The 26,919-nt window shown below is 44.8% G+C and carries 16 protein-coding genes and 1 tRNA gene; 10 read left to right on the top strand and 7 right to left on the bottom strand.

Annotated features, from left to right (window positions below; all coding sequences use genetic code 11):
- Nucleotides 1-63 precede the first annotated feature (63 nt).
- Nucleotides 64-4,587, top strand: a complete 4,524-nt coding sequence (gene gltB, locus JRG66_RS08855) for a glutamate synthase large subunit (RefSeq protein ID WP_265162406.1) — start codon at nt 64-66, stop codon at nt 4,585-4,587.
- 1 nt (nt 4,588) lies between these two features.
- Nucleotides 4,589-6,049: a glutamate synthase subunit beta gene (locus tag JRG66_RS08850; RefSeq protein ID WP_265162405.1), complete on the top strand. Its 1,461-nt coding sequence runs from the start codon at nt 4,589-4,591 to the stop codon at nt 6,047-6,049.
- A gap of 295 nt (nt 6,050-6,344) precedes the next feature.
- Here the strand turns inward: JRG66_RS08850 and JRG66_RS08845 are convergent, their stop codons facing one another.
- The 5 genes from JRG66_RS08845 to JRG66_RS08825 all read right to left on the bottom strand — a co-directional run bounded on the left by JRG66_RS08845 (nt 6,345) and on the right by JRG66_RS08825 (nt 11,718).
- Nucleotides 6,345-7,139, bottom strand: coding sequence for an HAD-IIA family hydrolase (locus tag JRG66_RS08845; protein WP_265162404.1), 795 nt, complete (start codon nt 7,137-7,139; stop codon nt 6,345-6,347).
- A 94-nt stretch (nt 7,140-7,233) separates the two neighbouring features.
- Nucleotides 7,234-7,593 (bottom strand): hypothetical protein, encoded by a 360-nt coding sequence (locus JRG66_RS08840; protein ID WP_265162403.1) that lies wholly within the window; start codon nt 7,591-7,593, stop codon nt 7,234-7,236.
- Nucleotides 7,594-8,088: 495 nt separating this feature from the next.
- A complete protein-coding gene (locus JRG66_RS08835) occupies nt 8,089-10,923 on the bottom strand; it encodes a glycoside hydrolase family 2 TIM barrel-domain containing protein (RefSeq protein ID WP_503827433.1) in 2,835 nt (944 codons plus the stop codon).
- A 41-nt stretch (nt 10,924-10,964) separates the two neighbouring features.
- Complete coding sequence (locus tag JRG66_RS08830) at nt 10,965-11,261, bottom strand: hypothetical protein (RefSeq protein WP_265162401.1); 297 nt, start codon at nt 11,259-11,261, stop codon at nt 10,965-10,967.
- Between the two features lie 384 nt (nt 11,262-11,645).
- Nucleotides 11,646-11,718: transfer RNA gene (locus JRG66_RS08825), tRNA-Gln, on the bottom strand.
- A gap of 258 nt (nt 11,719-11,976) precedes the next feature.
- Between JRG66_RS08825 and JRG66_RS08820 the strand changes: the two genes are divergently transcribed.
- The 5 genes from JRG66_RS08820 (at nt 11,977) to JRG66_RS08800 (ending at nt 20,139) form a co-directional block, all read left to right on the top strand.
- Complete coding sequence (locus JRG66_RS08820) at nt 11,977-15,243, top strand: glycosyltransferase family 117 protein (protein WP_265162400.1); 3,267 nt, start codon at nt 11,977-11,979, stop codon at nt 15,241-15,243.
- Nucleotides 15,244-15,261: 18 nt separating this feature from the next.
- Nucleotides 15,262-15,903 carry a polysaccharide deacetylase family protein gene (locus JRG66_RS08815; protein WP_265162399.1) on the top strand — a complete coding sequence of 214 codons (642 nt, stop codon included), beginning with the start codon at nt 15,262-15,264 and terminating at the stop codon, nt 15,901-15,903.
- A gap of 69 nt (nt 15,904-15,972) precedes the next feature.
- Nucleotides 15,973-17,172: a tyrosine-type recombinase/integrase gene (locus JRG66_RS08810; protein ID WP_265162398.1), complete on the top strand. Its 1,200-nt coding sequence runs from the start codon at nt 15,973-15,975 to the stop codon at nt 17,170-17,172.
- Between the two features lie 265 nt (nt 17,173-17,437).
- A complete protein-coding gene (locus JRG66_RS08805) occupies nt 17,438-18,115 on the top strand; it encodes a hypothetical protein (protein ID WP_265162397.1) in 678 nt (225 codons plus the stop codon).
- A gap of 182 nt (nt 18,116-18,297) precedes the next feature.
- Nucleotides 18,298-20,139 carry a PLP-dependent aminotransferase family protein gene (locus JRG66_RS08800; protein ID WP_265162396.1) on the top strand — a complete coding sequence of 614 codons (1,842 nt, stop codon included), beginning with the start codon at nt 18,298-18,300 and terminating at the stop codon, nt 20,137-20,139.
- A 149-nt stretch (nt 20,140-20,288) separates the two neighbouring features.
- Here JRG66_RS08800 and JRG66_RS08795 read toward each other — a convergent pair whose 3' ends face one another.
- Together JRG66_RS08795 and JRG66_RS08790 are read right to left on the bottom strand one after the other, a co-directional pair.
- Entirely contained in the window at nt 20,289-20,585 is a 297-nt protein-coding gene (locus tag JRG66_RS08795) for a thioredoxin family protein (RefSeq protein WP_265162395.1), read from the bottom strand.
- 73 nt (nt 20,586-20,658) lie between these two features.
- On the bottom strand, nt 20,659-21,879 hold the full coding sequence (locus tag JRG66_RS08790; RefSeq protein ID WP_265162394.1) for a metallophosphoesterase: 1,221 nt from the start codon (nt 21,877-21,879) through the stop codon (nt 20,659-20,661).
- 343 nt (nt 21,880-22,222) lie between these two features.
- On the opposite strand from JRG66_RS08790, the gene JRG66_RS08785 reads away from it, so the two are divergent.
- From JRG66_RS08785 to polA, 3 genes are all read left to right on the top strand, one after another.
- The gene (locus JRG66_RS08785) at nt 22,223-22,444 is read left to right on the top strand and encodes a hypothetical protein (RefSeq protein WP_265162393.1); all 222 of its coding nucleotides are present in this window, start codon (nt 22,223-22,225) and stop codon (nt 22,442-22,444) included.
- Nucleotides 22,445-22,460: 16 nt separating this feature from the next.
- Nucleotides 22,461-23,771, top strand: coding sequence for a sugar MFS transporter (locus tag JRG66_RS08780; protein WP_265162392.1), 1,311 nt, complete (start codon nt 22,461-22,463; stop codon nt 23,769-23,771).
- 206 nt (nt 23,772-23,977) lie between these two features.
- Nucleotides 23,978-26,803, top strand: a complete 2,826-nt coding sequence (gene polA / locus JRG66_RS08775) for a DNA polymerase I (RefSeq protein ID WP_265162390.1) — start codon at nt 23,978-23,980, stop codon at nt 26,801-26,803.
- Nucleotides 26,804-26,919: the final 116 nt, after the last annotated feature.

The raw sequence follows: 26,919 nt of genomic DNA, 5'->3' as shown, positions 1-26,919 counted from the left end.
ATGCTATAATTACAGAAATGGCTATTTTGCTGAATATTCAGTAATTTTTCCAAGGAGATTTATATGAGAATGAAGCAACAGGGACTCTACTCCCCCGAATTTGAACACGACAATTGTGGCGCAGGTTTTATTTGTAACCTTGAAGGCAAAAGGACCAATGATATAATCCACAAAGCCCTAGACATCCTGGTGCGGCTGGAACATCGCGGTGCCGTTAGCGCAGATGGAAGAACGGGAGACGGCGCGGGAATTTTAATTGAAATTCCGCATGCTTACTTCAAAAAAGTGTGTGATTTTGAAATTCCGGAGCCAAAGGAATATGCCGTGGGAATGGTTTTTTTACCACCGGCTGCAAACCAGCGAAAAATCGTGCAGGAAATCTTTGAAAAAGAGATTAACCGGCAGCATTTACAAATTCTGGGCTGGCGGGAAGTTCCGGTAGACAAATCCTGCCTTGGAAGTGTTGCTGCGCTTAGCGAGCCCAATGTGCAGCAAATATTTATCGGGAAGGCCGGGGATATTTCAGAAAGAGAGTTCAACGCCCGCCTTTTCACCGCCCGAAAGATAGCCGAGCACAAAGTAGAAGAATCTTCGCTTTCAGATTCTTTCCATTTCTATGTGCCCAGCCTTTCTACCACCACGATTATTTACAAAGGGCTGCTTATGCCCGAAGACATCAATATTTATTATACCGATTTAAATGACCCCGAGCTGGTGACAAAACTGGCTCTCGTGCACCAGCGTTTTTCCACCAACACCTTTCCCAGCTGGGAACTTGCACAACCTTTCAGGTACATGTGCCACAACGGGGAGATCAATACCCTGCGCGGAAACCTAAGCCGGATGAAAGACCGGGAAGAGCTCTTTAAAAGTGACCTTTTAGGCGAGTATGTAAAGGAGATCCTTCCTGTTACTGCGGAAGGAAAATCTGATTCTGCCTCTATGGATACTGTGCTGGAGTTGCTGTTACACACCGGCCGCTCTCTGCCCGAAGCCATTATGATGATGGTGCCTGAAGCCTGGGAGAAGAACCCGGTAATGAGCGCCGATAAAAAGGCATTTTACGAGTACAATTCGTGCATCATGGAACCCTGGGACGGCCCTGCTTCCATTCCATTTACCGATGGAAATTATATTGGGGCCCTGCTGGACAGGAATGGGTTGCGGCCCTCACGTTACACCGTGACCAAAGATGGTTATGTGGTGATGGCTTCAGAAACCGGGGTGATAGAAATAGCCCCTGAAAATGTGGAAAGGCACGGCCGGCTTGAGCCGGGAAGAATGTTCCTGGTAGATATGAATGAAGGCAGGATCATTGAAGATGAAGAAGTAAAAAGCAAGATCGTAGCCGAAAGGCCGTATAAAAAGTGGCTGGAAGAAAATTTACTGCCCTTATCAAATGTTCCCTACACCGGAAATAAAACTCCTGTAGAAAAAACCGATTTTAAGACCAGGCAAAAGCTTTTTGGATACACTCTTGAAGATATTAACAGCATCATTGCCCCCATGGCAAATACCTCAAAAGAGGCCATTGGCTCTATGGGCTCAGACACACCGCTGGCGGTACTTTCAGACAAGCCCCAGCTGCTGTTCAATTACTTTAAACAGCTATTTGCCCAGGTGACCAATCCGCCGCTGGACGGGATCAGGGAAGAGATCGTGACAGACATCAGCCTTTCTCTGGGTGAGGACAGGAACTTATTCGAGATAATCCCCCAGCATGCTAAAAAACTCCGCATCCAGAATCCGGTGATCTCCAATGAAGACCTCGACAAGATCAAATACATTGACACCCCCGGATTTAAGGCCGCGTCTATCCCCATGCTTTATGAAGCCGACAAGGGCCTCAACGGCATGGAAGAGCGACTTGATGAAATGATCACAGAGATCACAGCAGCAGTTGATAATGGCTGCAATATCATTATACTATCTGACAGAAATACAGATGCTGCCTTAGCTCCCATCCCGTCGTTACTGGCCTGTTCTTATGTGCATCACAGCGTGAAAAGGCACAACAAAAGATCGTCTTTTGAGATCGTCATCGAATCGGCCGAACCCCGGGAACCCCATCATTTTGCCCTGTTGTTTGGCTATGGTGCCAGCGCGATCAACCCGTTTATGGTCAACGAGATTATTTATGACCTGGTAGAAAAGGATGAACTGGAAGTAAAAGACCCCGAACTTGCCGTTCAGAATTTTAATACCGCCGTGGGCAAGGGCATTGTTAAGATCATGAACAAGATTGGCATCTCTACCCTGCATTCTTATCGTGGCGCCCAGATCTTCGAGATATTGGGGCTCAATAAAAAGTTTGTCAACAAATACTTCTGCAACACCCCTACCCGCATTGAGGGAATAGGTTTGTACGAAGTGGAAAAAGAAATTCAGAAGCGATATAGAAAGGCTTTTAATCTGAAGGCTGTTCCTTCAGCTATGGACCTGGAAATAGGCGGCGATTACCGGTGGCGAAGAAATGGGGAAAGACACATGTTCAACCCGGCCACTGTTGCAAAACTTCAACAGGCAGTAAAGCAGAATAATCCGAAAAGCTACAAGGAATATTCAAAAATGGTGAATGAGCAAACCAAAAACCTCATGACCATCCGCGGAATGTTCAGGTTCAAAGACCTTAACCCTGTACCCATTGAAGAAGTAGAACCCTGGACAGAGATCGTAAAAAGGTTTAAAACCGGCGCAATGTCTTTTGGTTCTATAAGCAAAGAAGCCCATGAGAATTTATCTATTGCCATGAACCGGATGAAAGGAAAAAGCAATTCGGGCGAGGGAGGCGAAGATGAAAACAGGTTTCACAAGAGCCCCGATGGAGACTGGAGAAATTCGGCTATAAAGCAGGTAGCTTCAGGAAGGTTTGGAGTTTCCATCAATTACCTCACCAACGCGCAGGAAATCCAGATCAAGATGGCGCAGGGCGCAAAACCCGGTGAAGGCGGACACTTACCGGGCCCAAAGGTAAATCCGGAGATCGCAAAAACCCGGAATTCCACGCCTTACGTGGGCCTTATTTCGCCTCCGCCTCACCACGATATTTATTCTATTGAAGATTTGGCCCAGCTCATCTTCGACCTCAAAAATGCAAACCGGGAAGCCCGCATCAATGTGAAGCTCGTCTCAAAAGTGGGCGTAGGCACCATTGCTGCCGGGGTAGCAAAGGCCAAAGCCGATGTAGTGCTAATTTCTGGATATGACGGCGGCACAGGGGCGGCGCCACTCACCTCGCTGAGACATGCCGGCCTGCCCTGGGAACTGGGTATTGCCGAGGTGCAGCAAACCCTGCTGCTCAACGACCTGCGAAGCCGGATAGTGGTGGAGTGTGACGGCCAGCTTAAAACCGGCAGAGATGTAGCCATAGCCTGTCTATTGGGCGCCGAAGAATTCGGGTTTTCAACAGCCCCGCTCGTAGCCTCGGGTTGCATCATGATGCGCGCCTGCCACCTTAATACCTGCCCCGTTGGGATCGCAACCCAGGACCCGGAACTCAGAAAGAACTTTAAAGGCACCCCCGAACACGTGATCAACTTCATGTATTTTGTGGCACAGGAGCTACGCCAAATCATGGCCGATCTTGGTTTTAGGACCATAAACGAGATGGTAGGCCAAAGCCAGAAGCTAGACATGAACAAGGCCATAGAGCACTATAAAGCCCAGGGAATTGACCTTTCAAACATCCTGTACAAACCTGCTGTTGATGAAAGCATGTGTTTATACAACTGCAAGAAACAGGACCACCGCCTTGACGATGTGCTCGACTTCGAGATCTTAAGACAGGCGCATCCGGCTATTTACCGGAAAGAAAAAATGAGGCTCGATTTTCCCATCACGAACATCAACAGAACCACGGGAGCCATTATCAGCAATGAGATCTCCAAAATTCACGGTGCAAAAGGATTACCCAAAAACACCCTCAGCCTTAATTTTACAGGAGCTGCGGGGCAGAGTTTTGGGGCATTTGCCACCAAAGGCCTCACCCTTAACGTAGAAGGCAACACAAACGATTACTTCGGAAAAGGCCTTAGTGGTGCCACGCTTTCAGTAAAAAAACCTTCCAGGGCCAGCTTTAAATCTAATGAAAATGTCATTATTGGAAATGTTGCACTTTATGGCGCCACAAACGGCGAGGCTTACATCAACGGAATTGGCGGGGAACGCTTCTGCGTTCGCAATTCGGGTGCCAGGGCCGTGATTGAAGGAATTGGCGATCATGGCTGCGAATATATGACCGGCGGCGTGGCGGTTATACTGGGCAACATAGGAAGGAACTTTGCTGCCGGGATGAGCGGCGGGGTAGCCTATATCTACGATCCGGAAAACAAGGTTGACAGCCACAACTTCAATATGGAAATGATCGACCTTGAAAAACCTTCAGAAAATGACCTGCAGGAATTAAAGACGCTTGTTCAAAATCACTACAATTATACTGAAAGTGAGGTCGCAAAAGAAATACTAAATACCTGGGAAACTGCTGCTGCAGGCTTTATAAAAGTTATGCCGGTAGAGTATAAAAAAGCACTAAAGCTTTTGGAAGAGGAAAAAATGAGAAACGCCCAGATGGAATTAAAAACAGCCTGAAATGAGTAAGTTAAAAGGATTTTTAGAATACAACCGAAAAGAAGAAAAAACCATTGCCGTTCAAGACCGTGTGAAGAACTACAAAGAGTTCACACAGGAAATGACCAACGATGAGCTTCGGGAACAGGGAGCGCGTTGTATGGACTGCGGAATTCCGTTTTGTCACAGCGGCTGCCCCGTGGGCAACCTTATCCCCGACTTCAACAGCTCAGTATACCGCAACGACTGGAAACGGGCTTCAGAAATTTTACATTCCACCAACAATTTCCCTGAATTTACCGGCAGGCTTTGCCCGGCGCCTTGTGAATCGGCTTGTGTTTTGGGGATTATCAAACCCCCCGTAGCCATAGAGCTCATGGAAAAATATATTCCCGAACGCGCTTTTAAAGAAGGATGGATACAGCCTGCACCTCCCCAGGAACGCACAGGAAAGACGGTAGCCGTGATAGGCTCTGGCCCCGCAGGCCTGGCAGCTGCGCAACAACTCAACAGGGCAGGACATCTCGTAACCGTTTTTGAAAGGGATAAAAAAGTTGGCGGGCTATTACGGTACGGAATCCCCGATTTTAAGATGGAAAAATGGGTAATAGACCGCAGGCTGAAGATCCTGGAAGAAGAGGGCATTATTTTCAAGACAGAAACCAACATTGGGGTGAACTATGACATAGAAAACCTCAACGAATTTGATGCTGTTGTGCTTTGCGGCGGCGCTACCCAACGCAGAAATTTACCCATTGCAGGAGCCGAAGCCACCGGTGTGGTACAGGCCATGGATTTCCTTAAGCACAACAACAAGGTAGTAGACGGGCAGGCAGAACCCACCGAAGCCCTTAATGCCCGCGATAAACATGTGATCGTGATTGGAGGGGGAGACACAGGTTCAGATTGTGTTGGAACTTCAAACAGGCACGGAGCAAAATCTGTGACAAATTTTGAGATCATGCCCATGCCTCCAAACAGCCGTACCGATGCCAGCCCCTGGCCCTACTGGCCTTTTACTTTAAAGACTACTTCCTCTCACGAAGAAGGAGTGGAAAGGAACTGGTGCATTTCAACCAGGGAATTTATAAAAGACAGCAATGGAAACCTCAAAGCTTTAAAAACTGTAGAAGTGGAATGGGTAGACACAGAGAATGGAAGGCCTCAACTAAGGGAAATCCCCGGAAGCGAAAAAGAATGGCCCTGTGACCTTGCCCTGCTCGCCCTGGGCTTTACCGGACCCGAAAAAACACTGGGTGAAAAGCTCGGTTTGGAGGTAGACGAAAGAACCAACATAAAAGGAGACAACAACTACCAGACCAACAGGCCAAATATTTTCACAGCCGGGGATATGCGCAGGGGGCAATCGCTCATTGTATGGGCAATTTCTGAAGGCCGGGAGGCCGCCAGAAGTGTAGACCAATACCTCATGGGAGCAAGTGAGCTTCCCACCAAAGGCCCCGGAGATTTGCCCGCAGCATAAAATTTATTCCTATAAACCTAAAAAAGCAGCTCAAAAAGCTGCTTTTTTAGGTTTATAGTCAGTATTGTCCGATTAAAATTCAGACTAGAACTAAGCTCATGAAATCACAAATATTCAGCCCGATTAAAGCTATAAAAGGATGTTTTCAGGTTCTGAATATATAGGAACTCTATTTTTGAAATAAAGTAAAATTACCTTTATCCATCAGTTGGTTGGATAAAGTCCTGGCTCTGGGTTCCTGGTTGTTGCGGAGAAGCGATCCTATCTTTCCCCAGAGAACAATAATTTTAAATAACTAAGCGAAAGCTTTATTGTGGAAATTAAAAACCTCCTCAAGATCAAGGTCTTTTACTGAATCTACAATAATATCGGGTTTAAAAGCATAGTCGTTGAGGCTTTCCCTGGAAGAAATCCCTGATAGGGTGAGGATAGTAGTATACCCCAGTTGTATCCCGCCAAGAATATCTGTATCCATGGTATCGCCAATGATGACCGTCTCTTTAGCTTCAAGCCCCAGGTATTTCCTGGCCGAACGCATCATCACAGGGCTGGGTTTACCTACCGAAAATGCCTTTTTCCCGGTGGCTTCTTCAATCATGGCCACTACGGCACGAATTCCCAGGTTGGTCCAGCCTGTCTTTTTAGGGGAAGGGTCAAGGTTGGTGGCTATAAGCCGTGAGCCTGAAAGAATCATATCTACCGCGGCATTGACCATTTCAAGCGTAAAATTGCGGCCCTCACCCACCACCACAAAATCGGGGCGTTGATTTACAAGATTATAGCCTTCTCGAGCAAGACTGGTGATCAAGCCTCCTTCTCCCAACACATATGCACTGCCGTTGGGTTTCATGAATGAAAGGAAGGAAGCCGTTGCCATGGCACTGGTATATACATTTTGTTCACTAATGTATATGCCCATTTTTGAAAGTTTGTTCACAGCATCCAACGGTGTGCGCTGGCTGTTATTGGTCATAAACAGGAACGGGATCTCCCTTTCCTGAAGGTTTTCGATGAAAACATCGGCGCCCGGGATCAGGATGTCATTTCCGTAGATCACGCCGTCCATATCTATTAAAAATCCCTTTTTCATAGTGCTTCAGAATTGTTGGTTGATAAAATTACCACAGCTTCAAAGGTGATGCTGTTAGCCGTCCTGAAGTTACGCAATCTTTTCACGTTTGTGCTTAAAGCACCAATATCTTATCGTTAAATTCTTTTCCTTTAAAAACTCTTGCGTAAAACTCCAAATCTCCTCGTTTGGTTTTAAAAGAAGCAGTTAACCTCTCTTCAAGTTCGTCCAGGGGGAATTGGTAAATCCTGATATCGGCATAAGAGGTAGTGCTGTGTTTACACTCGTTCACCCCAATTTCAATATCGTCAAACTGGGGGTTATAAGCAGCGTATTTTGCAAACAAATTGTGTTTGATGAGCTCCAGTAAACCTCCGGGCAGCTTTTTACTTGCCCTGCAGTCGGCAATCATTCTTTCCAGGGAGGTTTTCCAGAGCAGCCTCATCTCATTTTGGGTTACGAAAGTTGTGGTCATATCTTCAATATTTTATTCGGAAACATTTTTTTATTTCTGAAGTTTTCTTCAGAATAACCCTTCAAAAATGGCATTTTCTATTTGCCTTTTTGGCGGGCATGAATGTTCAGTTTATATCTTCAAAGCCCTTTTCAGCTTTCAAAAGTTACTTTTGAATAGCAGTTCCCTTACTTCTCTTAACAGCAACAAAAAATTTAAAACCGAGATTAAATTTATATAAAAATGAGACACACCCCCTAATATTTATTTAAAAAAATGATGTTTTTACAGCATAAGGAATTTATACCCCCTAATTTTAGGGGGTTTTTATTTAAAAATGTCATTTTTTACTGAATTGATCTTATAGAAATCAACCTAAAACCATATCAGATTAAAAAATATACATTCCGTTCGAAAATTATAAGTCAATTCCAGCCTTTTTTAAGGGAAAGCTATCTTCGGAAAAGAGAAAATATTGCTGATCTCCCATCAGCTGAAAAAATTTTCAGAAAGAAACTATTCGATCAGAGAAATTATAAAAGAGTATTTGTAATTGTCATTTTCAAGCCGGTAAGGTTCATGAGGATAGGCTCCCCAGCTGTTATCCCCGCCCAGACCGCGTTGTTTGTAATCTATATGAAGGAACACTTTATCCTGCACCTCAAGATCTACAGGATGTCTTCCTGTTTTTCTTTCCCCTGAATCGAGATCTTCTGTGGAGATATTAAGCGCACTAAACCCCAGAGGCTGGCTTCCGATTATTCTAATTCCGCTGCCGGAATTATCCTTAAGGGAAACCCAGCGAACATCGGTCTTGTACCCGGCTTCCTGCGGCCTTATGTATTCCCATGTGAATTGGTTTGCCACCTTATCCTTATAAATACCTAAAAAAGCCGATGTATTTCTATCGGAATAATTTTCCCAGGGACCACGGCCATAATATTCCAGATGCTCATAATTTCCCTCCAGGATCATGCGCATTCCAAACCTTGGAATTTCCGGAAGCTCTTTTTCAGAATTAAGAGTTGCGGTAACCTGGATATTTCCGTTATTTTTAATAAAGTAACTCACTAAAAATGGAACATCCACCCCTGCCAGGTGATAGGTAACAGTTATTGGCTGACCTGCTTTTGTCTTTTTACCCACTTCGACCTTAGTAACTTCCGGATTATAAGTTGCTTCTTTCCATACTTTAAGTCTTTCGGGCATCCTGTTCCCATAGTCATTATCTGTAGGTGCCCTCCAGAAAAATGGTTCGGGAAATTGAGAAACTGGTTCTTTATTCAAAGCTTTCAGTTTATAAGTTTCAAAATTCCCGGTTCCTGTATTAAACACCCCTTCAACCATAGCTGTTGAAAATGCCAGTTTATTACCATCTCTGTTGATTTGTAGTTGGCCTGAAATAATATCTTCCGATTCAAAAAAGTCATTTTTACTCAACCGGAATTGTTCACGTGCAACTTCATGCCCCGCAGGAACCAACGCCCTTGCATTTTTTGAATAAGCATAAACGTTTAAGAAATATTCTTTCTCCTCAAGCTCTGGCAGTTCGATTTTCACCTCCCTGGAATCATTGGGAGCTACTTCTATATTAAACATACCGGTTTTCACCACTTCCCCGTCCCCTAAAAGCTCCCATTGAAAATCAAACTCATTAAGGTTAGTGAAATTAAAATCATTCTTTACCCGAATTGCATTTTCCTGCTTCTCAAATTTGATGTTTTGATGCACCTTTTTCACCTCGTGAAGGGCGGGATGCGGTGTACGGTCTGCACTTACCAGTCCGTTAGCATTAAAATTCCCATCATGGTAAAGGTGTCCGCCGCCAAGATCACCTCCATAGGCCCAAAATTTTCGGCCATCTTCGGTTTCAGCCTGCAGTCCCTGGTCTACCCAGTCCCAGATAAATCCGCCCTGCATGTGATCGCTGTTCTCAATAATGTCCCAGTATTCCTGGAAGTTTCCGCTGCTATTACCCATGGCATGAGAATACTCGCACATGATAAAAGGTCTGGTTTTACTTTCATCTGCAGCATAGCTTCTCATATAATCCAGACCCGGGTACATTGGTGCCACAATATCTGAATTGCGCTCCTGCCCCGCCTGTTCAAATTGTACCGGCCTTGTGGTGTCTCTTTCTTTGATCCAGTCATACCCATCAAAGAAAACCGGGCCGTTCCCGCTTTCATTGCCTAATGACCATATAATTACTGAAGGGTGATTTTTGTTAAACTCTACCATTCGCTTCATGCGGTCTAAGTGTGCAGGCGTCCACTCTTCCAGAAAGGCGGGATGAACTGTTTTGTCAAAGCCTCCCTGGTGTTCGGCTCCCATACCGTGGGTTTCTATATTTGCTTCGTCTACCACGTACATTCCATATTCATCTGCAAGGTCATAAATGCCAGTGTCATGAGGATAATGGCTCATTCTTATTGCATTGATATTGTTTTTCTGCATCAGCTCGATATCCTTTTCATTTATTTCATGATCGGGAACATGTCCTTTTACAGGATGGTGTTCATGCAGGTTCACACCTTTTAGGGTTAGCGGCTCTCCATTGATCATCAATTGGGCATTTTTTATCTCGATTTCCCTAAACCCCGTTCTTCCAGCTAGCGCAACCACTTCTTCCCCCTTTTTATCTAAAAGTGCGATAGTATAAGTATACAGGTGAGGGTACTCTGCGCTCCATTTCTCTACGGAAGGAATTATTTTTTTAAACTCAACTACCTTTTGGTTCTTTGAAACCTGTTTTGTCTCAGAATAAATTTCTCTTCCCCCGGCATCCAATAAAGTGAATTTTACCTGGGGCTTTACTATCCCTCCCTTATCAAATTTTTGAAGTTCAACATCTACAACAAGGTTTCCATCCTTATAATTATTGGCAAGACCACTTTTTACGAAATAATCCCATAACGTGGTTTTAGGCAATGCCTGTAAGTGCACGTCACGTTCAATCCCACTTAAACGCCAAAAATCCTGATCTTCCAGGTAACTGCCATCATGCCATCTAAATACCTGAACAGCCAGAAGGTCCTCTCCTTTTCTCAAAGCTGAAGTGATATCAAATTCGGCCGGGGTCTTGGCAGCTTTGGTCATTCCTACTTGGTTTCCATTCACAAAAATCCGGGCATAGCCTGAAATGGAACCAAAATGAAGAATCACCTCTTTATCGGTCCAGGTCTCAGGCACTGTAAAGGTTTTGCGATAAGAACCCACAGGATTGTAGATCTCTTCATCTCCATCTTTAGCATTTAAATTCAGGACTTCTCCAGTGGATGTAGTTTTATCTGAAGGAAATCCTATGTGCGGCGGATTCTTCGGAAAAGGATATACTACATTGGTATAGATAGGAATATCATAACCTTCAAGCTCCCAATTGGAAGGAACTTTTATTTTATCCCATTTACTGTCATCCAGATTTTCTTTATGAAAATCAAAGGACGTTCACTGGGATGCTTTACAAGCTGAAACTTCCATTTCCCGTTTAAACTCTGGTAAAGACTGGAAGATTCTTTTTCTTGCCCTAATGCTTTAGATGCCGACTTAAACAGGATGAAGTCACTGCGGCCTTCCAGTTTATTTCTGTCAATTGCCAGAGGATTCTCCCATTCATTACTTTGCTGGGCAAAAATCTCATTATTTACTAATGATGTTAGGAGGATGAAGAGTAGGTGCTGGATTTTCATTAGATTAAAAATTACATATAGAACAAAGAAGACTCCCGGTCTTTTTGTTATTCCGCATTTGAATTGTAGGAATAATCTGTAATCTAAAATATTAAAATATTACCTCTTAACATTATTGTAAGGAAAGAAAAAAAAGGAACTGGTATTTTATAAGAAGATAATGAAGGATTCTTCTTGTATCGGCTTGAAAAATTATTTTCCTAAAACTCAAAAGCCCAGAAAATGTTCTTGATCTCTATTCAGATTAACCACAATTTTTGCCTAATCCCCAACTTTGGATTATGATCCCTTTTGATCATGATCCATGATCCATCCCTATTCGCCATACTGCTAAAAACAAAAAAAACCGAACTGTTTTCACAATTCGGTTTCACATTTACTTTGTTGGCCTACTAGGGCTCGAACCTAGACTCTTCTGGACCAAAACCAGACGTGTTGCCAGTTACACCATAGGCCATTGCTGTAATGCGGATGCAAATTTAAAACAAACTTTTACTTCTACAAACATTTTTTAAAAATTATTTTCACTGCTTTAATTCCAACCTCTCAAAAATGCCATTTTTGAAACCTCTCCTGCAAAACCGCCTGGGAGGTACTTAAAAGATCCCTAAGGGGTTAAAGCTAACCCCACATCAAAATATCTTCTTTTAAAATTCGTTCTTCCCACAATAGTTTAATTATTCTTAAATTCGCCACTGTTCTCAAACTCACTAAAATGACAGATTTTAACTTTACCCGGTGGAATAAAATTCTGGGCTGGGTGGTTTTCCTTATAGCTCTTACAACTTTTTGGTTAACTGTTGAGCCCACGCTTAGTTTTTGGGACGCGGGAGAATACATTGCCACTTCTTCAAATCTCGAGGTGGGCCACCCTCCCGGTGCGCCGCTCTACCAGATGATGGGTGCTTTTTTCTCCATTTTTGCCAGTGAACCCTCACAGGTAGCCTACATGGTGAATTTAATGTCGGTTTTCGCCAGCGCCTTCACCATCCTGTTCATGTTCTGGTCTATTGTGCTTCTAGTACTCAAAATAAGCGGACCTGTCTCTGAGATCTCTGCGGCCAAAAAAGCTGCTGTTCTTGGAAGTGCCGCTGTAGGTTCTCTTGCCTTTACTTTTACCGACAGCTTCTGGTTCAATGCCGGCGAAGCCGAAGTTTACGCCATGGCAACCTTTCTCATGTCTATCCTGTTCTACCTGGGGCTGCTTTGGGAACGCGATATGTTCGCTCCTCGCGGCAACCGCTGGGTCATCCTTATTAGTTTTATCATAGGGCTTTCTTTTGGGGTGCATTTTATGGGGCTGCTCACCCTGCCCGCCATAGGTTTTCTTTACTATTTCAAGAATTTCTCAAAAGTCACCGTTAAGAATTTTATCATTGCCAACCTGGTTGTGGTTGCGGTGCTTATGTTCATCTTTAAGCTGCTGCTGCCTTATTCTCTTGACCTGTTCTCGTCCACAGAGATCTTCTTTGTCAATACACTGGGGCTTCCGTTCAATTCGGGAACGATTTTTACCGCCCTTGTGCTTATCGCTGCTTTTTACTTCGGAATAAAATACACCCGGCGCAAACATTACTTTCAGCTAAATACATTGCTGCTTTGCATCCTATTCATCTTTATTGGTTTCTCCTCCTGGCTGATGCTACCTATTAGAGCGAACGCCAATACGGTGATCAACGAAAACAACCCTAACAATGCCCGCGAACTGCTGGCGTACTACAACCGGGAACAGTACCCCGAAACGCATTTATTCTACGGCCCACAATTCACAGAGATCTACAGCGGACTGGATGAGAACAACCCTTATATTGACGATAAGCCGAAGTATGAAAAAGACGAAGCTGCCGGAAAATATGTCATTGTAAACGACTACAAAAATGCGAAGCAGAATACCGATGATGCTCACAAAGCCCTGCTGCCGCGTATGTGGAGCACAGAACATGCTTCCAATTACATGGAGTTCACAGGGCCTTTAGAATTCACCATCAAACCCCAATACCAACAGGAAGAACAGCTTATTGCCGCGGTAAACGAATTTCAACGTAATTATAATCAGGGGAATGTAGATTACGAGCAGTACAACAGCTTTTTGCGCCGCTTCAGGGAATATCTTGATGTAGAAAAACCCTCTTTTGGCTCCAACCTCAATTACCTTTTTGAGTACCAGATGGGCTATATGTACTGGCGATATTTTATGTGGAATTTTGTTGGCCGGCAAAATGATGTTCAGGGAAAATATACCGACCAGAACGGAAACTGGATAAGCGGGATCGACTTTATTGACGAGGCCAGGTTGGGCAACCAGGATCAGCTTCCGTCAGATGCACTGAACAACCCTGCAAGAAATACTTATTACTTCCTCCCGCTTATCCTCGGGGTGCTGGGGCTGGTTTTTCAGTATACAAAAGACAAAAAGAACTTTTGGGTGCTGCTGGTTTTCTTCCTCTTTACGGGTATTGCCCTTAAAATCTACCTCAACGAAAGGCCTTTTGAGCCACGCGAAAGGGATTATGCCCTGGTAGGTTCTTTCTACGTGTTTGCCATGTGGATAGGCTTTGGCGTTTATGCCCTTTTTGACATCCTCAAAGATTACCTCAAGCCCAAAATTGCCGTTCCTGTTGTTGTTGCGGCTTCCCTGCTGGCGGTACCGACTGTACTGGCAAGCGAGAACTGGGATGACCACAACAGGTCCGAAAGATACACAGCCCTGGCCATGGCCAAAATGTACCTGGACAGCCTCGACGAGAACGCCATTCTCTTCACGATTGGAGACAACGACACATTTGCCCTGTGGTATGCCCAACAGGTGGAAGGCTACCGTACCGATGTGCGTATTGTGAACACCAGCCTGTTTATGACCGACTGGTATATTGACCAGATGAAACGCAAGGCGTGGGAAAGTGAACCCATCCCCGGGCAGCTTGTACACGAGCAGTATACCTATGGCACACGGGATGCCATATGGTTCCAGCCAATTACACAGGACACTATGAACATAAAAACCTGGATGAACTGGATTGCCAGCGATGACCCCCGCACCAATGCCGATCTTATGAGCGGGCAAAGCGTGAGCACCTTCCCTACAAAGCACATTAGGATTCCCGTGAACAGGGAAAATGTACTCGAATACGGAATTGTAAAACCACAGAATGCCGATGAAATTGTAGACGAGATCATTATTGAGCTTAATGAAGATATCCTTTACAAGAACCGTTTGTTAATGCTCGATATCATTGCCAATAACGACTGGAAACGCCCTATTTATTTTACCGGCGGAAGTTTTGGAGATGACGACTACCTGTGGATGAAAGATTACCTCCAGCTTGATGGCGTGACTTACAAACTAGTACCAATAAGGACACCGGTGAACCCGAGAAATCCGTTTGATATGGGCCGAATTGATGCCGATAAGATGTACGATATCGTGATGAACTGGTACTGGGGGAATTCGGGCGATCCAGATTTGTATTACGATCCCGAGACCCGCAAAAATGCCATCACTTACCGCAGCAATCTTGCCCGTCTTGCCGAAACCCTTATCAATGAAGGAAAAATGCAACGCGCCGAAGATATTATTGACCTGGCGATGGAAAAAATGCCCGTAGAGCACTTTGAGTACTACACGCTGCTTGAACCTTTCATTCAGGGTTACTATGAGGTAGGACAAAAGGAAAAAGCTCTTGCCCTATGGCAGCAGGTTGCCAAAAAGTACCAGGAGAACCTCACCTACTACAGCTCTCTTGAACTGGACAGGCAGTTTGCCCGTGGCAGCGAAATAGTGACCGACATTGAAAGGTACAGAAGCCTCGTAGATTTGCTTATCATGAACGATACTGAAGAAGTAGCACGCAAAGAAGCCGATAAATTCAACCAGTATCTCATGTTGTTCGAGCACTTCTACGCCCGGCCTGAAGAAACACCTACAGAGATCCCGACTGAAGAGACCCAGCTGCTGCCTGAAGAGATCCGGGATTCCCTGTAACGCCATGACAAGAGCAGAATGAGGGAGCGCATACCGCGGGTGATAAAATATTTATTTCCGAAAAGGATCTGGGATGTTCCAACCGGGGGCAAAAACCTTTACCTCAGCTTTGACGATGGCCCCATCCCTGAAATCACGCCCTGGGTGCTGGAGCAACTGGAAAGCTACAATGCCCGGGCAACATTTTTCTGTATTGGCGACAATGTGGCAAAACACCCCGAAATCTTTGATCAGGTAGTAAAGGCGGGCCATACTGTGGGCAACCACACGCACAACCATTTGAACGGCTGGAGTACTTCTATCGAGGCCTATGTTTCCAATGTGAAGCAGGCGCAACAGGTTATAGATCGGGAACTTCCGCAGAAAAAAGGCTCCAAAAATGCCCTTTTTCGCCCCCCGTATGGCAAGATTAGAAATATGCAGGCCAAAAAGCTTCAGCAGGAAGGTTTTAAAGTAGTAATGTGGAGTATTGTGAGCATGGATTATGACCGGCGGCTTTCTTCGGAAAAAGTCCTTCAGAATGTACTTAAAAACGCAGGCCCCGGAAGCATTATCGTCTTCCACGACAGCCTGAAAGCCGAAAAAAACCTGAAAGCGGTATTACCGCAGGTGCTGGAACATTTTCAGAAACGAGGCTACTCCTTTAAAGCACTGAAATAAAGAATAATAGGCTGATATTTTTCAGGATCAGGTTCGTTTTTAGACTATATTTATCTAAAAATGAGCAGCATGAAAAAAGTTACACTTGTTCCACTTTTCCACCGCAACGAATGGCAGATAGGCATAAAATTTCCTTTTGACACCGAAATTAAATCGCGGTTACAAAAACTGGAGATCGTAAAATGGACGCGCACCCACAGCTGCTTTTACAGCCTTTACACCCAGGAAAATAAACAGTTGCTTTACAACAAATTGCGGGAAGGCAAACTATTTGTTGATTACACTGAACTTCAGAATTTTAAGCTGCCGGCAAAGCAAATCAGTACTCCGCAGCCTGTCCTGGAATATAACACGGCCCAGAAGAAGGTCATGCACGAATATGTGAATTATCTGAGAGGCCGGCGGCTTAGTGAAAGCAGCGTGCGCACGTACTACAGTTTTGTGCTGAAGTTCGTCCATTTTATTGGAATCAGGCAGGTTTCAGATTTGAGAAAAAGGGATATCGAATTGTTTATTGAGCAGCATATCGCAGCCGAAAATTATGCCCTTAGCACCCACCGCCAGTGCATAAGTGCGCTAAAGCATTTTTTGCAGCTGTACAACAGTGAACACATAGATGTCAACGAAATTAAACGACCTTCAAAAAGCAGGTATTTGCCCGTGGTATTGTCAAGCCAGGAGATTATGAGGCTGCTGCAGGCCACCCGAAACCTGAAGCACCGCGCCATATTAGCCATGATCTACTCGGGCGGGCTGCGTATAGGCGAGGTGCTCAACCTGGAACTCGCCCATATTGACATTCACAGGAGACAGATTTTTATTAAAAATTCCAAAGGCCGGAAAGACAGGATGGTGGTGCTGGCAGAGAGCATTTTGCCTTTACTGAAAAACTACCTTAACACCTATAGCCCGCGGGTATTTTTTGCGGAAGGCCTTTACGGCGGACCTTACAGCCAGCAAAGTGTACGCGCCTTTTTGGCCGACTCCTGCTGCCGCGCCAAAATCAAAAAGAGAGTTACCCCGCACACCCTGAGGCATTCCTATGCCACACATATGTTGGAGAACGGCGTAGACATACGCTACATCCAGGAGCTGTTGGGACATTCAAAACCCGAAACCACTATGATCTACACCCACGTCTCCCGAAAGGACATGCTGAAAATTGAGAGTCCCTTAGACGTGATGGTCAAGCAAATCTACAAATCTGACATAGAAGAAGACCACCTGTTGCTGCCACCACAGCATATTGCTGATAAACAACTATATTAGTGGGAGGTATAACATGTTATGCGCAATTATTTTTCACATGGTTATCAATGAAAATATACAATATCTATCCGCAAAAGGTTTTTTGATTTAGTTCAATAATAACGGCAGCTAACATCGCTTACGAGCAAATAGCGGGCAGTCCGCTGAAAAGTGCTATTTTAGATACCAATTAAAAACCAACTAAGCCGACAGGGGCTCATCCCTACTCCCGCTACTTGTCCATAACCGCAAACCGTCGGCAATTATATTTAAACAGAGATTCGAATTGCGAAATAAATTTTTTGAATTATCATCAAAACAGAAAAGAAGATTTTATATAAAGCTGATTTCAATTGTTTTATCTCTTCTAATACCAATATTTTTTATTTCGTTTTATTTTAAAATTTATTTCCTCGCACCAATTACTTTCTGGATTGTACTTTCAGTTATAGCTTCATTTTTCGATATGCCATCGATGATAAAAAATGGAAAATTACAATACGAATCTTCACTTTTAATTTCCGAGAAAGAAAAAGATCATCAGATAACAATTCATGGAGGCACCTTGTTTGATTATTACTTTGTCTTAAACAAAGACGATAATGGAAAAAACAGGAGGAATTTTATCCTATCAGAATACTTAAACGGAATCCTGAACTTAGTAGCATCGAACAATGAAAAACCCAATTTAGAAATAACCGGCACTACATATATACTGAACCCGAGAACGGCAAATAAAATTGGATTTGAAGTCCAAAAAACGAAGCCGGCACAACTTATCATCCTGATCTTAAATTATCCAAACTTAGTTTTCACCAGGTCTTTTGCAAATAAAAAATTATCCTTTCCCAATCTCAAGAACATCAAAACATATAAATCAAATATTCAAAAACTGGAAGAGAATAAACAGAGGATTTCTAAAATTAGAAATGCATTACAAAGCAGAATTGCCAAAAATGTTTAGACAATTATTTCAGGTCATATTTAAATACTTCAAATTCCGGCTAAACAGGACATCCACCCACAAATTTCAGGGACCTCTTCAAAAGACTGTTCGGCACTAACCCACAAGCACAATTCTCCTTCATCCCTTTTGTAATAAGTCCAATTCGGTCTATCTTGCCGGTCCATTTGAAAGTAAAGACCATGAAAGAGAAAAACCTGCTAAGTTACATAGAAGAGGTACTGCAAAATATGCCCAATGACTGGCTTAAGCTCACCACGCACCGGCTCGATATCTACAATGAAGAGCTGGCCAAAACTCAATTTTTAGATCAGTTTGAAACTTTATATCAAAAGAACAACGCCAGGCAGGAAGCACTGGCCGCCCTGCCCACCGCTTTCGATTATATAAGGCTGGGGCATCCGCTTTCCAGCGTTCTGGAATGGGCCATTGCCCGGCTAAACGACCTTAAGCCTCAAAACGTGATCAGTTTTTCGTCACGCACTGTCCCGGTATTAGCTGTTCTCAGGAAAAACCTTTTTGCTGAAAAAAACACCCGAATTCTTTATACTGAAGCCTTACCCGGTTTTTTTGATGCTGAAATCATTAAACGGGTTTACGGCTATAACTTCGAATTGGAGCAGGTTGCGAACCTGAAAGAAATCACTGAATTTGACGGCAGCACAATCCTCATTTCCCAAAAAACCGATTTTGGAAGTGTTGACCTTCCGGCTACAGTCGACTTTTTTATACAGATCCATCCACAGCTTGGCAGTATCTTACTCGTAAATGGAGATCAAAATGACGATTACGTACCTGAAATCCAGCACGTGCGAAGAAGGGAAACCATCGCCATGACCCCGGCCGATGCTTTTACTGCCTTACAGCAGCTCACCGGAAGAGTTTCCGGCCCTTCACAAAAAAAATCCGAAGCAGCCAAAGCCAGTGTGCTCAAATCAATTCGAGAGATCACCGCCACCAATTCGCCTGCGCTTTTAGCCTCCTCGGGACTTTCTATGCAGTACGCCATCATGATGGGCCTCGTTGACAATGCCATACAAAACCACCCCGGAAAAAATATTAAGTTCATTGTGCCCCCAAACTGCTATGGAGGCACCAACGACCAGGCAAGACGGGTTGCCGCCTGCCTTGACCAGGTTGAGGTAGTCGACCTGCTGGTAGACGGAAAAAACAATATGGTAGACAGTATTGATAAGGTCCTGAACGAGATCGCGCAGCAGGATGCCGTTCCTTATATTATTGCTGAAATTCCTACCAATCCGCGGGTGGAGGTTCCAAACCTAGAGAATTTAAAAGAAGCTTTGGGCAAAGCGCGCCAAACCGCCACCGGGCAGCCTGCTATTGATCCGGTTTTTATTTTGGACCAGACTTTTTGCCCCAATGTCCGGTTTTCGGCTAAAGATGGGATCCTCTCTAACACCCGGGTCATATCTTATGTTAGCGGATCAAAATTCCCTAGCGGAGGAAAGTGTACTGCAGGTTACTGCGTAGCCAATGAAAAAGCTGAAAAATTGCTGGAAGACATAGCCCTTCACCTGAAGCTTTGCGACAATGAAGCTACCAATCTACAGGTAGAAATACTGGCTGAACAACTCCCTTCCATGAACCAAAGGATAAAAGACGCCTACAAAAACACCCGTGAGTTTGTGAATTTTATCCAGCAGGCTTTACCTGCGGCCAGAATAAATTTCGTTTCAGAAGAGCTTGCAGACCAGGGGTTCACGCCATCTGTATTTTCACTCGATCTTCCTACAAAAGGCGAGACTGCCGAAGAAAGGGAAACTTACAAACGCGCTTTAAACCAGAAACTCATCGGGATGATGATCACCAAAATCCCGAACGAAAGCAAATACTGTGTGAGCTACGGCCAGTTAAAAGGCTGCTACTGGACCATTCCCGCAACTTCTACCCAGGGAACCACCAAAGAAGCCGACAAAGATTACATTGCCAGGGTATCTGTATCCCCCCATTTAGATCTTGAACGCCACAAACAGGTGTTCTCAGAATTTGTGGAGCAAATCTAAGTTATTGCAAAGTTTTTGCTGAAAACTAATTGCTGAACCGATTTTTTGCTGCGGAAGATCGCCTTCAGCAACTCAAGAACAGCGGTTTTTTTTCCGAAGTAAAGCTGAAACTAAAAAAGGTTCCGAAAATGTCATTTTTGGAACCTTTTTTACACATATTCATTAATAAGGCCTATTAGTGTTTCGGCATCCTGTTCGCCGCTTTGCCTCCACTTCATCTCCCCTGTCTTATAGATCATAAGGGTAGGCAGACCTTTAACACGCAGGGCTTCAGCAAGTTCAGAATTCTTATCTACATCAATTTTAATGATCCTGGCCTTGTCTCCCAGGGCCGAGGCCACTTCTTTCAAAACCGGTTGCATAGCTTTGGAAGCTTCGTGCCATTGGGTGTAGAACTCAAGCAGGACCGGCACCTGCAGATCGATTAATTCTCCAAATTTCGACATATTTTGAAATTTATAGCAAGCCACAGGAACATGGGTTTCTGCAGCCTTTCTCAAATATAGTCAAAAGTTTGTTCTATGCGGGTTTTGGCCCTTTCCGAAGTTCAATTACCGAAACTTCGGGCCATATCCCTACCCTGCCCGGGTAAGCCAGGAATCCGAAGCCACGGTTCACATTGAGAAAGCGGCCGGCTTCGTTGTAAATTCCAGCCCAGTGCTCATACCTGTACTGCGCCGGACTCCATTTGAACCAGCCGGGAATTTCTATTCCAAACTGCATCCCGTGGGTGTGCCCGCTTAACGTAAGCTGGAATTTCTTCTCATCCTTTTTAACTTTTTGTTCCCAGTGAGACGGGTCGTGCGACAGGAGGATCTTGAACTCCCCGGCAGAAAGTCCGCTTGCAGCCTTGCCAAGATCGCCCACCTGTTTAAAACCGGCGCCCCAGTTCTCCACGCCCACTATGGCGATAGTATCGCTGCCGCGGGTAATTTTTTTGTGTTCATCGAGCAAAAGGTTCCAGCCCATTTCCCGGTGCACAGCTTTAAGAGCCTCTAAATTTGCCTTTTTTGCCGCTGCAGATTCCCAGTGCACATAGTCGCCGTAATCGTGATTTCCCAACACCGAATAAACCCCGTCGGGTGCCGAAATCCCCGAAAAAACTTCCTTCCAGGGGTCCATCTCAGAGGCCGTGTTGTTCACCAGGTCTCCGGTAAACATCACGGCATCGCTTTTTTGCTCGTTAATAAGTGCTATCCCGTAGCTTATTTTTTCAGGATTGTCAAAACTTCCGGAGTGCACATCGCTAATCTGGGTTATCCTGTAGCCGTCGAAGGCATCGGGCAGGTCGTCAAAATGCAGCACATACTTAAGCACCTTATAGTTGTAGCGCCCGCGATACATTCCGTAGAGCAGCGAAGCAAACGGAATGGCGGCTATCCCCAGGGCCACCTGGCTCACGAATTTGCGGCGTGAAGGCAGGGAATATTCGGTTTTGGTGTGCGCCAGTTTCTGAAATCCGCTAACCACCAGCCGAACGAGATCTTCGCCAAAAAGCAGAAAGAAAAGGATGAGCTTGGGGGCGAAAAAGGCCAGAAAGAAACCTATGGCATAACTCCGTGCCCCGGTAAGACCCTGTTTTTCGGGCACATTGAACTGGTACAACAAATACCCCAAAACCCCAAGCGAAAGGGCGAGGTAGATAAAGTAGATCCAGGATTGGCGGGTAACGGTTTTAAAAGCCTGGTAGGCGTATATATCGAGAATGAGGTAAATGATTACAAAAATGATCCAGCGCATGTAAAAATTTTTAAGCTGCAAAGATACTGCTAAAGCCCTGCCAAAAATTGCGGCCTGCCAAATCTTTCATTTATAGCACAATTGAACTTTTGCATAAGCAGGTACTTCGGTAGTTATAAAATGTTAAGATCTAGTTCAAAATTTCTTCGGAAGAGGATCCCATCAGGCTGCCTTCAGGAAAAATTCTATGTTTGGGCTTTGTAAAAGGGTATAAAACAGACCAGTAAATTTTCAGCAGAAAACCTGAGCATTCTCATACAGGCCCAGCCTTACAGGCAGCCGGTTTCTGGATCAGTTTTCATACATTTACGGCAAATTTTTCTTTAACTGTGCTTTAGCTGACTTGGAAACACAACATTTCATAAAAAACACCTCCCGTGGTGCAGCCAGAGCAGCTACAGTTTCCCCTGATAATGATTGCCCTAACCTGTCAAAAATGGCAAATTGCCGATCTGTTTACGACACCCCCACCGGGGAATATCTTTTTCGGCCTTTGCTACAAGATTTTCATGCCCTGAAAGCAGTATGGCAAAACAGGGCCACCAATAGCAAACATTCCTACTAAACACTACATTTAAAAAATGGAACAAAAAAAATCCTATCGCACCGCATTTATTTTTCTTACCGTCCTCTTCTTTTTGTGGGGCTTTATTACCGTGCTGGTTGACTCGCTTATCCCCAGGTTACGAGAAGTCTTTACGCTTTCGTACTTCCAGGCAGGGATGGTTCAATTTGCCTTTTTTGGTGCCTATTTCTTATTGTCAATCCCGGCGGGCTGGCTGCTCTCCAAAATAGGATATAAAAAAGGGATTGTACTGGGATTATTCACCATGGCCACGGGCTGCCTCCTGTTTTGGCCTGCGGCATCTTACCGGGTGTTTGGTGTGTTTATGCTGGGTTATTTTATCCTGGCGGGCGGGATCACCATCCTGCAGGTGGCGGCCAATCCATATGTCACTATACTGGGGCCGGCAAAAACCGCTTCGAGCCGGCTTAACCTTTCCCAGGCATTTAATTCCCTGGGAACTGCCATCGCGCCGGCCCTGGGTGCTTTGTTCATCCTTAGCGACAAAGTGATGACCAAAGAAGAGATTGCCTACATGACCGAAGCCGAACAGATCAAATATTATGCTTCGGAAGCTGCAGCCGTACAAACGCCTTTCCTCGGAATTGCCATTTTTATCATATTGATTGCGCTGGTTTTCCTTTTTGTGAACCTTCCGAAGGTAACAGATACCGAAGCTTCGAATGATTACGGCGTGGTGCTCAAAGACCGGAACCTGGTAATGGGTGCCTTCGGACTTTTCTTTTACGTGGGTGCCGAAGTTGCCATTGGTTCTTACATGGTAAACTATTTCTTAAGCCTAAACCTGCCCGATGTGATTAGGGAAACCCCTTTTATGCGAACCCTCGCCGAGTTGATCCTGTCTTCGGGCGTGACCACTTCTACAGATATGGCTGTAGTGGGTGTATTTGTGACGTTTTACTGGACCGGGGCCATGATTGGCCGCTTTATTGGGTCTTACCTCACCAAGATCCTCAACCCGGCAGTGGTACTTAGCACTTTTGCGGCCTGTGCTATTGGGCTGGTATTGATCTCTAACCTTACAACAGGCCTTGTGGCCATGTGGACGCTTATCGCAGTAGGGCTGTTCAATTCTATCATGTTCCCCACAATTTTCAGTTTGGCACTTGACGGGCTTGGCGACAACAAACCACAGGGATCGGGGGTACTTTGCACCATGATCGTAGGTGGAGCCATAATTCCTCCCGCCTTTGGATACCTCACAGATTCCTTCGGATTTAATCTCGCACTTATCCTTGTGATGTTGTGCTACGCTTATATCTTTTTCTACGGTTTCAAAAACAAGAACAGAGAAGTAGCGGTTTAGCGTTCAGCTATAACTACCATAAAAATTTAAGCCCTCACAGATTTTTTTGAAAACTGAGAGGGCTTTATTATTATTCCTGAACATTAGATGGTATTTATAAAATTTAATTCCTGATCCATTATCATTGTTAACTGTTAACTGATCATCATACTCACTACCCAATACTAATTTGAGTTTCGTAAATTTATCCTCTTAAAATTTTATCCATGCCCGAACAAAAACGCCTGTTCCTTCTCGATGCTTACGCCCTTATTTTTAGGGGATATTACGCTTTTATCAACAATCCCATAGTCAACTCAAAAGGCCTTGACACCTCGGCGATTATGGGGTTCATGAATTCCCTTTTTGATGTAATTAGGCGGGAACAACCCGATCATTTAGCCGTTTGTTTTGACAAGGAAGGCAGTGCCGCCCGCACCGAATTGTTTGAAGCCTACAAGGCGCACCGCGATGCCACGCCCGAACCCATTTTAAAAGCCATTCCTTACATCCAGGAGATATTGACCGCCATGCATATCCCGGTGGTAGTGCTGCCCGGCTGTGAGGCCGATGATATTATTGGCACCCTGGCAAAACAGGCAGAAAAAGAAGGCTATAAAGTCTTCATGGTAACGCCCGATAAGGATTTTGCGCAACTTGTTTCTGAAAATATCTTTATGTACCGCCCTGCCCGCATGGGTAACGGGATTGAAATTTGGGGCATCCCCGAAGTTCAGAAGAAATTTGCCGTGGAACGGCCCGAGCAGGTAATAGACTTTCTTGGAATGATGGGCGATGCCGTAGACAATATTCCGGGACTTCCCGGGGTGGGCGAAAAGACTGCCAAAAAATTCCTGAAGGAGTTTGGCAGCATGGAAAACCTGCTGGCAAATACCGACAAGCTCAAAGGCAAAATGCGCGAAAAAGTAGAGGCCCATGCCGAACAGGGCATGATCTCCAAAAAACTCGCCGCCATTATGACCGATTGTGATGTGCGGTTTCATGCTGAAGATTACGAACTCTCCATGCCCGATGCCGAAAAGGTACAGGAGATCTTCGAGGAGCTTGAATTCAGGCGTCTAAAAGAGCAATTTCTGAAGCTATTTTCTGGCGAGGAAACAGCGCGGCCCACACAGGTAACGAGCACAGCTACCGCAAAAGCCCAGGAACGCCAGGCAGGAGCCGGGCAATTTTCCCTTTTTGGAGCTGAAGCATCCGAAAGTGTGGAAAAATTTTCGGGCAGAAAGACCATAAAAGATGTGCCCCATGTTTATCAAAGCGTAAATTCAGGTATGGCCACAGAGCTTTTCCTTCAGAATTTAATGAAGCAAAAATGTGTGTGTTTTGAATTCACCACCACCGGTCTCAACCCTTTTTCCGCAGAAATAATCGGCGTGGCATTTTCATGGGAAGCCGGGAAAGGTTTTTATGTGCCGGTTCCCGAAGATAAAACCGAAGCCATGCAGGTGATGGAGAAACTTCGCCCTTTCTTTGAAGCTGAAGACATTGAAAAAGTGGGGCAAAACCTAAAACACGATATTAAGGTACTGGCCAAGTACAACATCAGGTTTAAAGGGCCGCTTTTTGACACCATGATCGCGCATTACCTTATCAACCCCGATATGCGCCACAGCCTGGATGTACTTTCAGAAACCTACCTTAATTATTCTCCTGTTTTTGCGGAAGAATTGCTGGGAAAAGGAAAGAACCAAAAATCCATGCGCGAAATTCCGCTGGAGCAGCAAACTGAATTCAGTGTAGAAGATGCCGATGTGATCCTCCAGCTGAAACAGCATTTTACCCCCGAATTAAAGGAAGCAAATACCGAAAAGCTCTTCAATGACATCGAAATCCCGCTGGTACGCGTACTGGCCGATATGGAACTGGAAGGGATAAAACTGGACAAAGATTTTCTTGCCAGCCTTTCCGAAGCATTAGATAAAGATATAAAGCAGCTCGAAAATGACATTTTTGAGACCTCGGGCGAAGAGTTTAATATTGGATCCCCAAAACAGCTTGGCATCATTTTATTTGAAAAGCTGAAACTGGTGGAGAAACCAAAGAAAACAAAGTCGGGGCAGTATTCTACGGGAGAAGAGATCCTCTCGGCCCTGGCTCCGCAGCATAAGATAGTACGGCAGGTACTGGATTACCGCGGACTCGTAAAACTGAAGAACACTTATATTGATGCCCTGCCACTACAGGTAGACGCCACTACCGGCCGGGTACATACCGATTATATGCAGACGGTTGCCGCCACCGGAAGGCTGAGTTCCAACAACCCGAACCTGCAGAATATCCCCATTAGGACCGAAAGGGGAAGACAGGTGCGAAAAGCCTTTGTTCCCAGAGACCCTGATCACGTGCTGCTGGCCGCCGATTATTCACAGATAGAACTGAGAATTATTGCCGCTTTGAGCAAGGAAGACAACATGATCTCTGCTTTTCAACAAAACCAGGACATTCACGCTTCTACTGCTGCAAAAGTCTTTAATGTTCCTATAGAAGAAGTAACCAGGGAGCAGCGCAGCAACGCTAAAACGGTAAACTTCGGAATTGTTTACGGGGTTTCGGCTTTTGGGCTTAGCAATCAAACCGAACTTTCCAGAGGAGAAGCAAAAGAACTTATAGACACCTATTACAAAACCTATCCAAAACTTCGGAATTTCATAAGCGAACAGGTAGAATTTGCCCGGGAACACGGTTATGTGCAAACCGTATTGGGCAGAAGAAGGTATTTGCGTGACATTAATTCCCGCAACCAGATGGTGCGCAGTGCCGCAGAAAGAAATGCCGTGAACGCCCCAATACAGGGTAGTGCCGCCGATATCATCAAGCTGGCCATGATTAATATTCACCAGAAACTACAGGAAGGCAACTACCGCACAAAAATGCTGTTGCAGGTGCATGATGAACTTGTTTTTGACGTGTACCGCCCCGAATTGCAGGACATTCAGAAAATGGTGAAGCACGAGATGGAAAACGCCTTTAAGATGGAAGTTCCTTTAGAAGTAGAGCTTGGCCTTGGAGAAAACTGGCTGGAAGCACACTAGGGGAAGGATTAAGGGCTAAGATCTAAGGACTATTAAATTCATTAATCCTTAGACCTTAAAAAAAGAATCCCCAAAAATGACATTTTTGGGGATTCTTTTTTTAAGGGTGAAAATTA

The sequence above is a fragment of the Salinimicrobium tongyeongense genome (assembly GCF_026109735.1).
GTDB classification, from domain to species: Bacteria; Bacteroidota; Bacteroidia; order Flavobacteriales; family Flavobacteriaceae; genus Salinimicrobium; species Salinimicrobium tongyeongense.
This window is presented reverse-complemented; position numbering and strand designations above follow the sequence as displayed.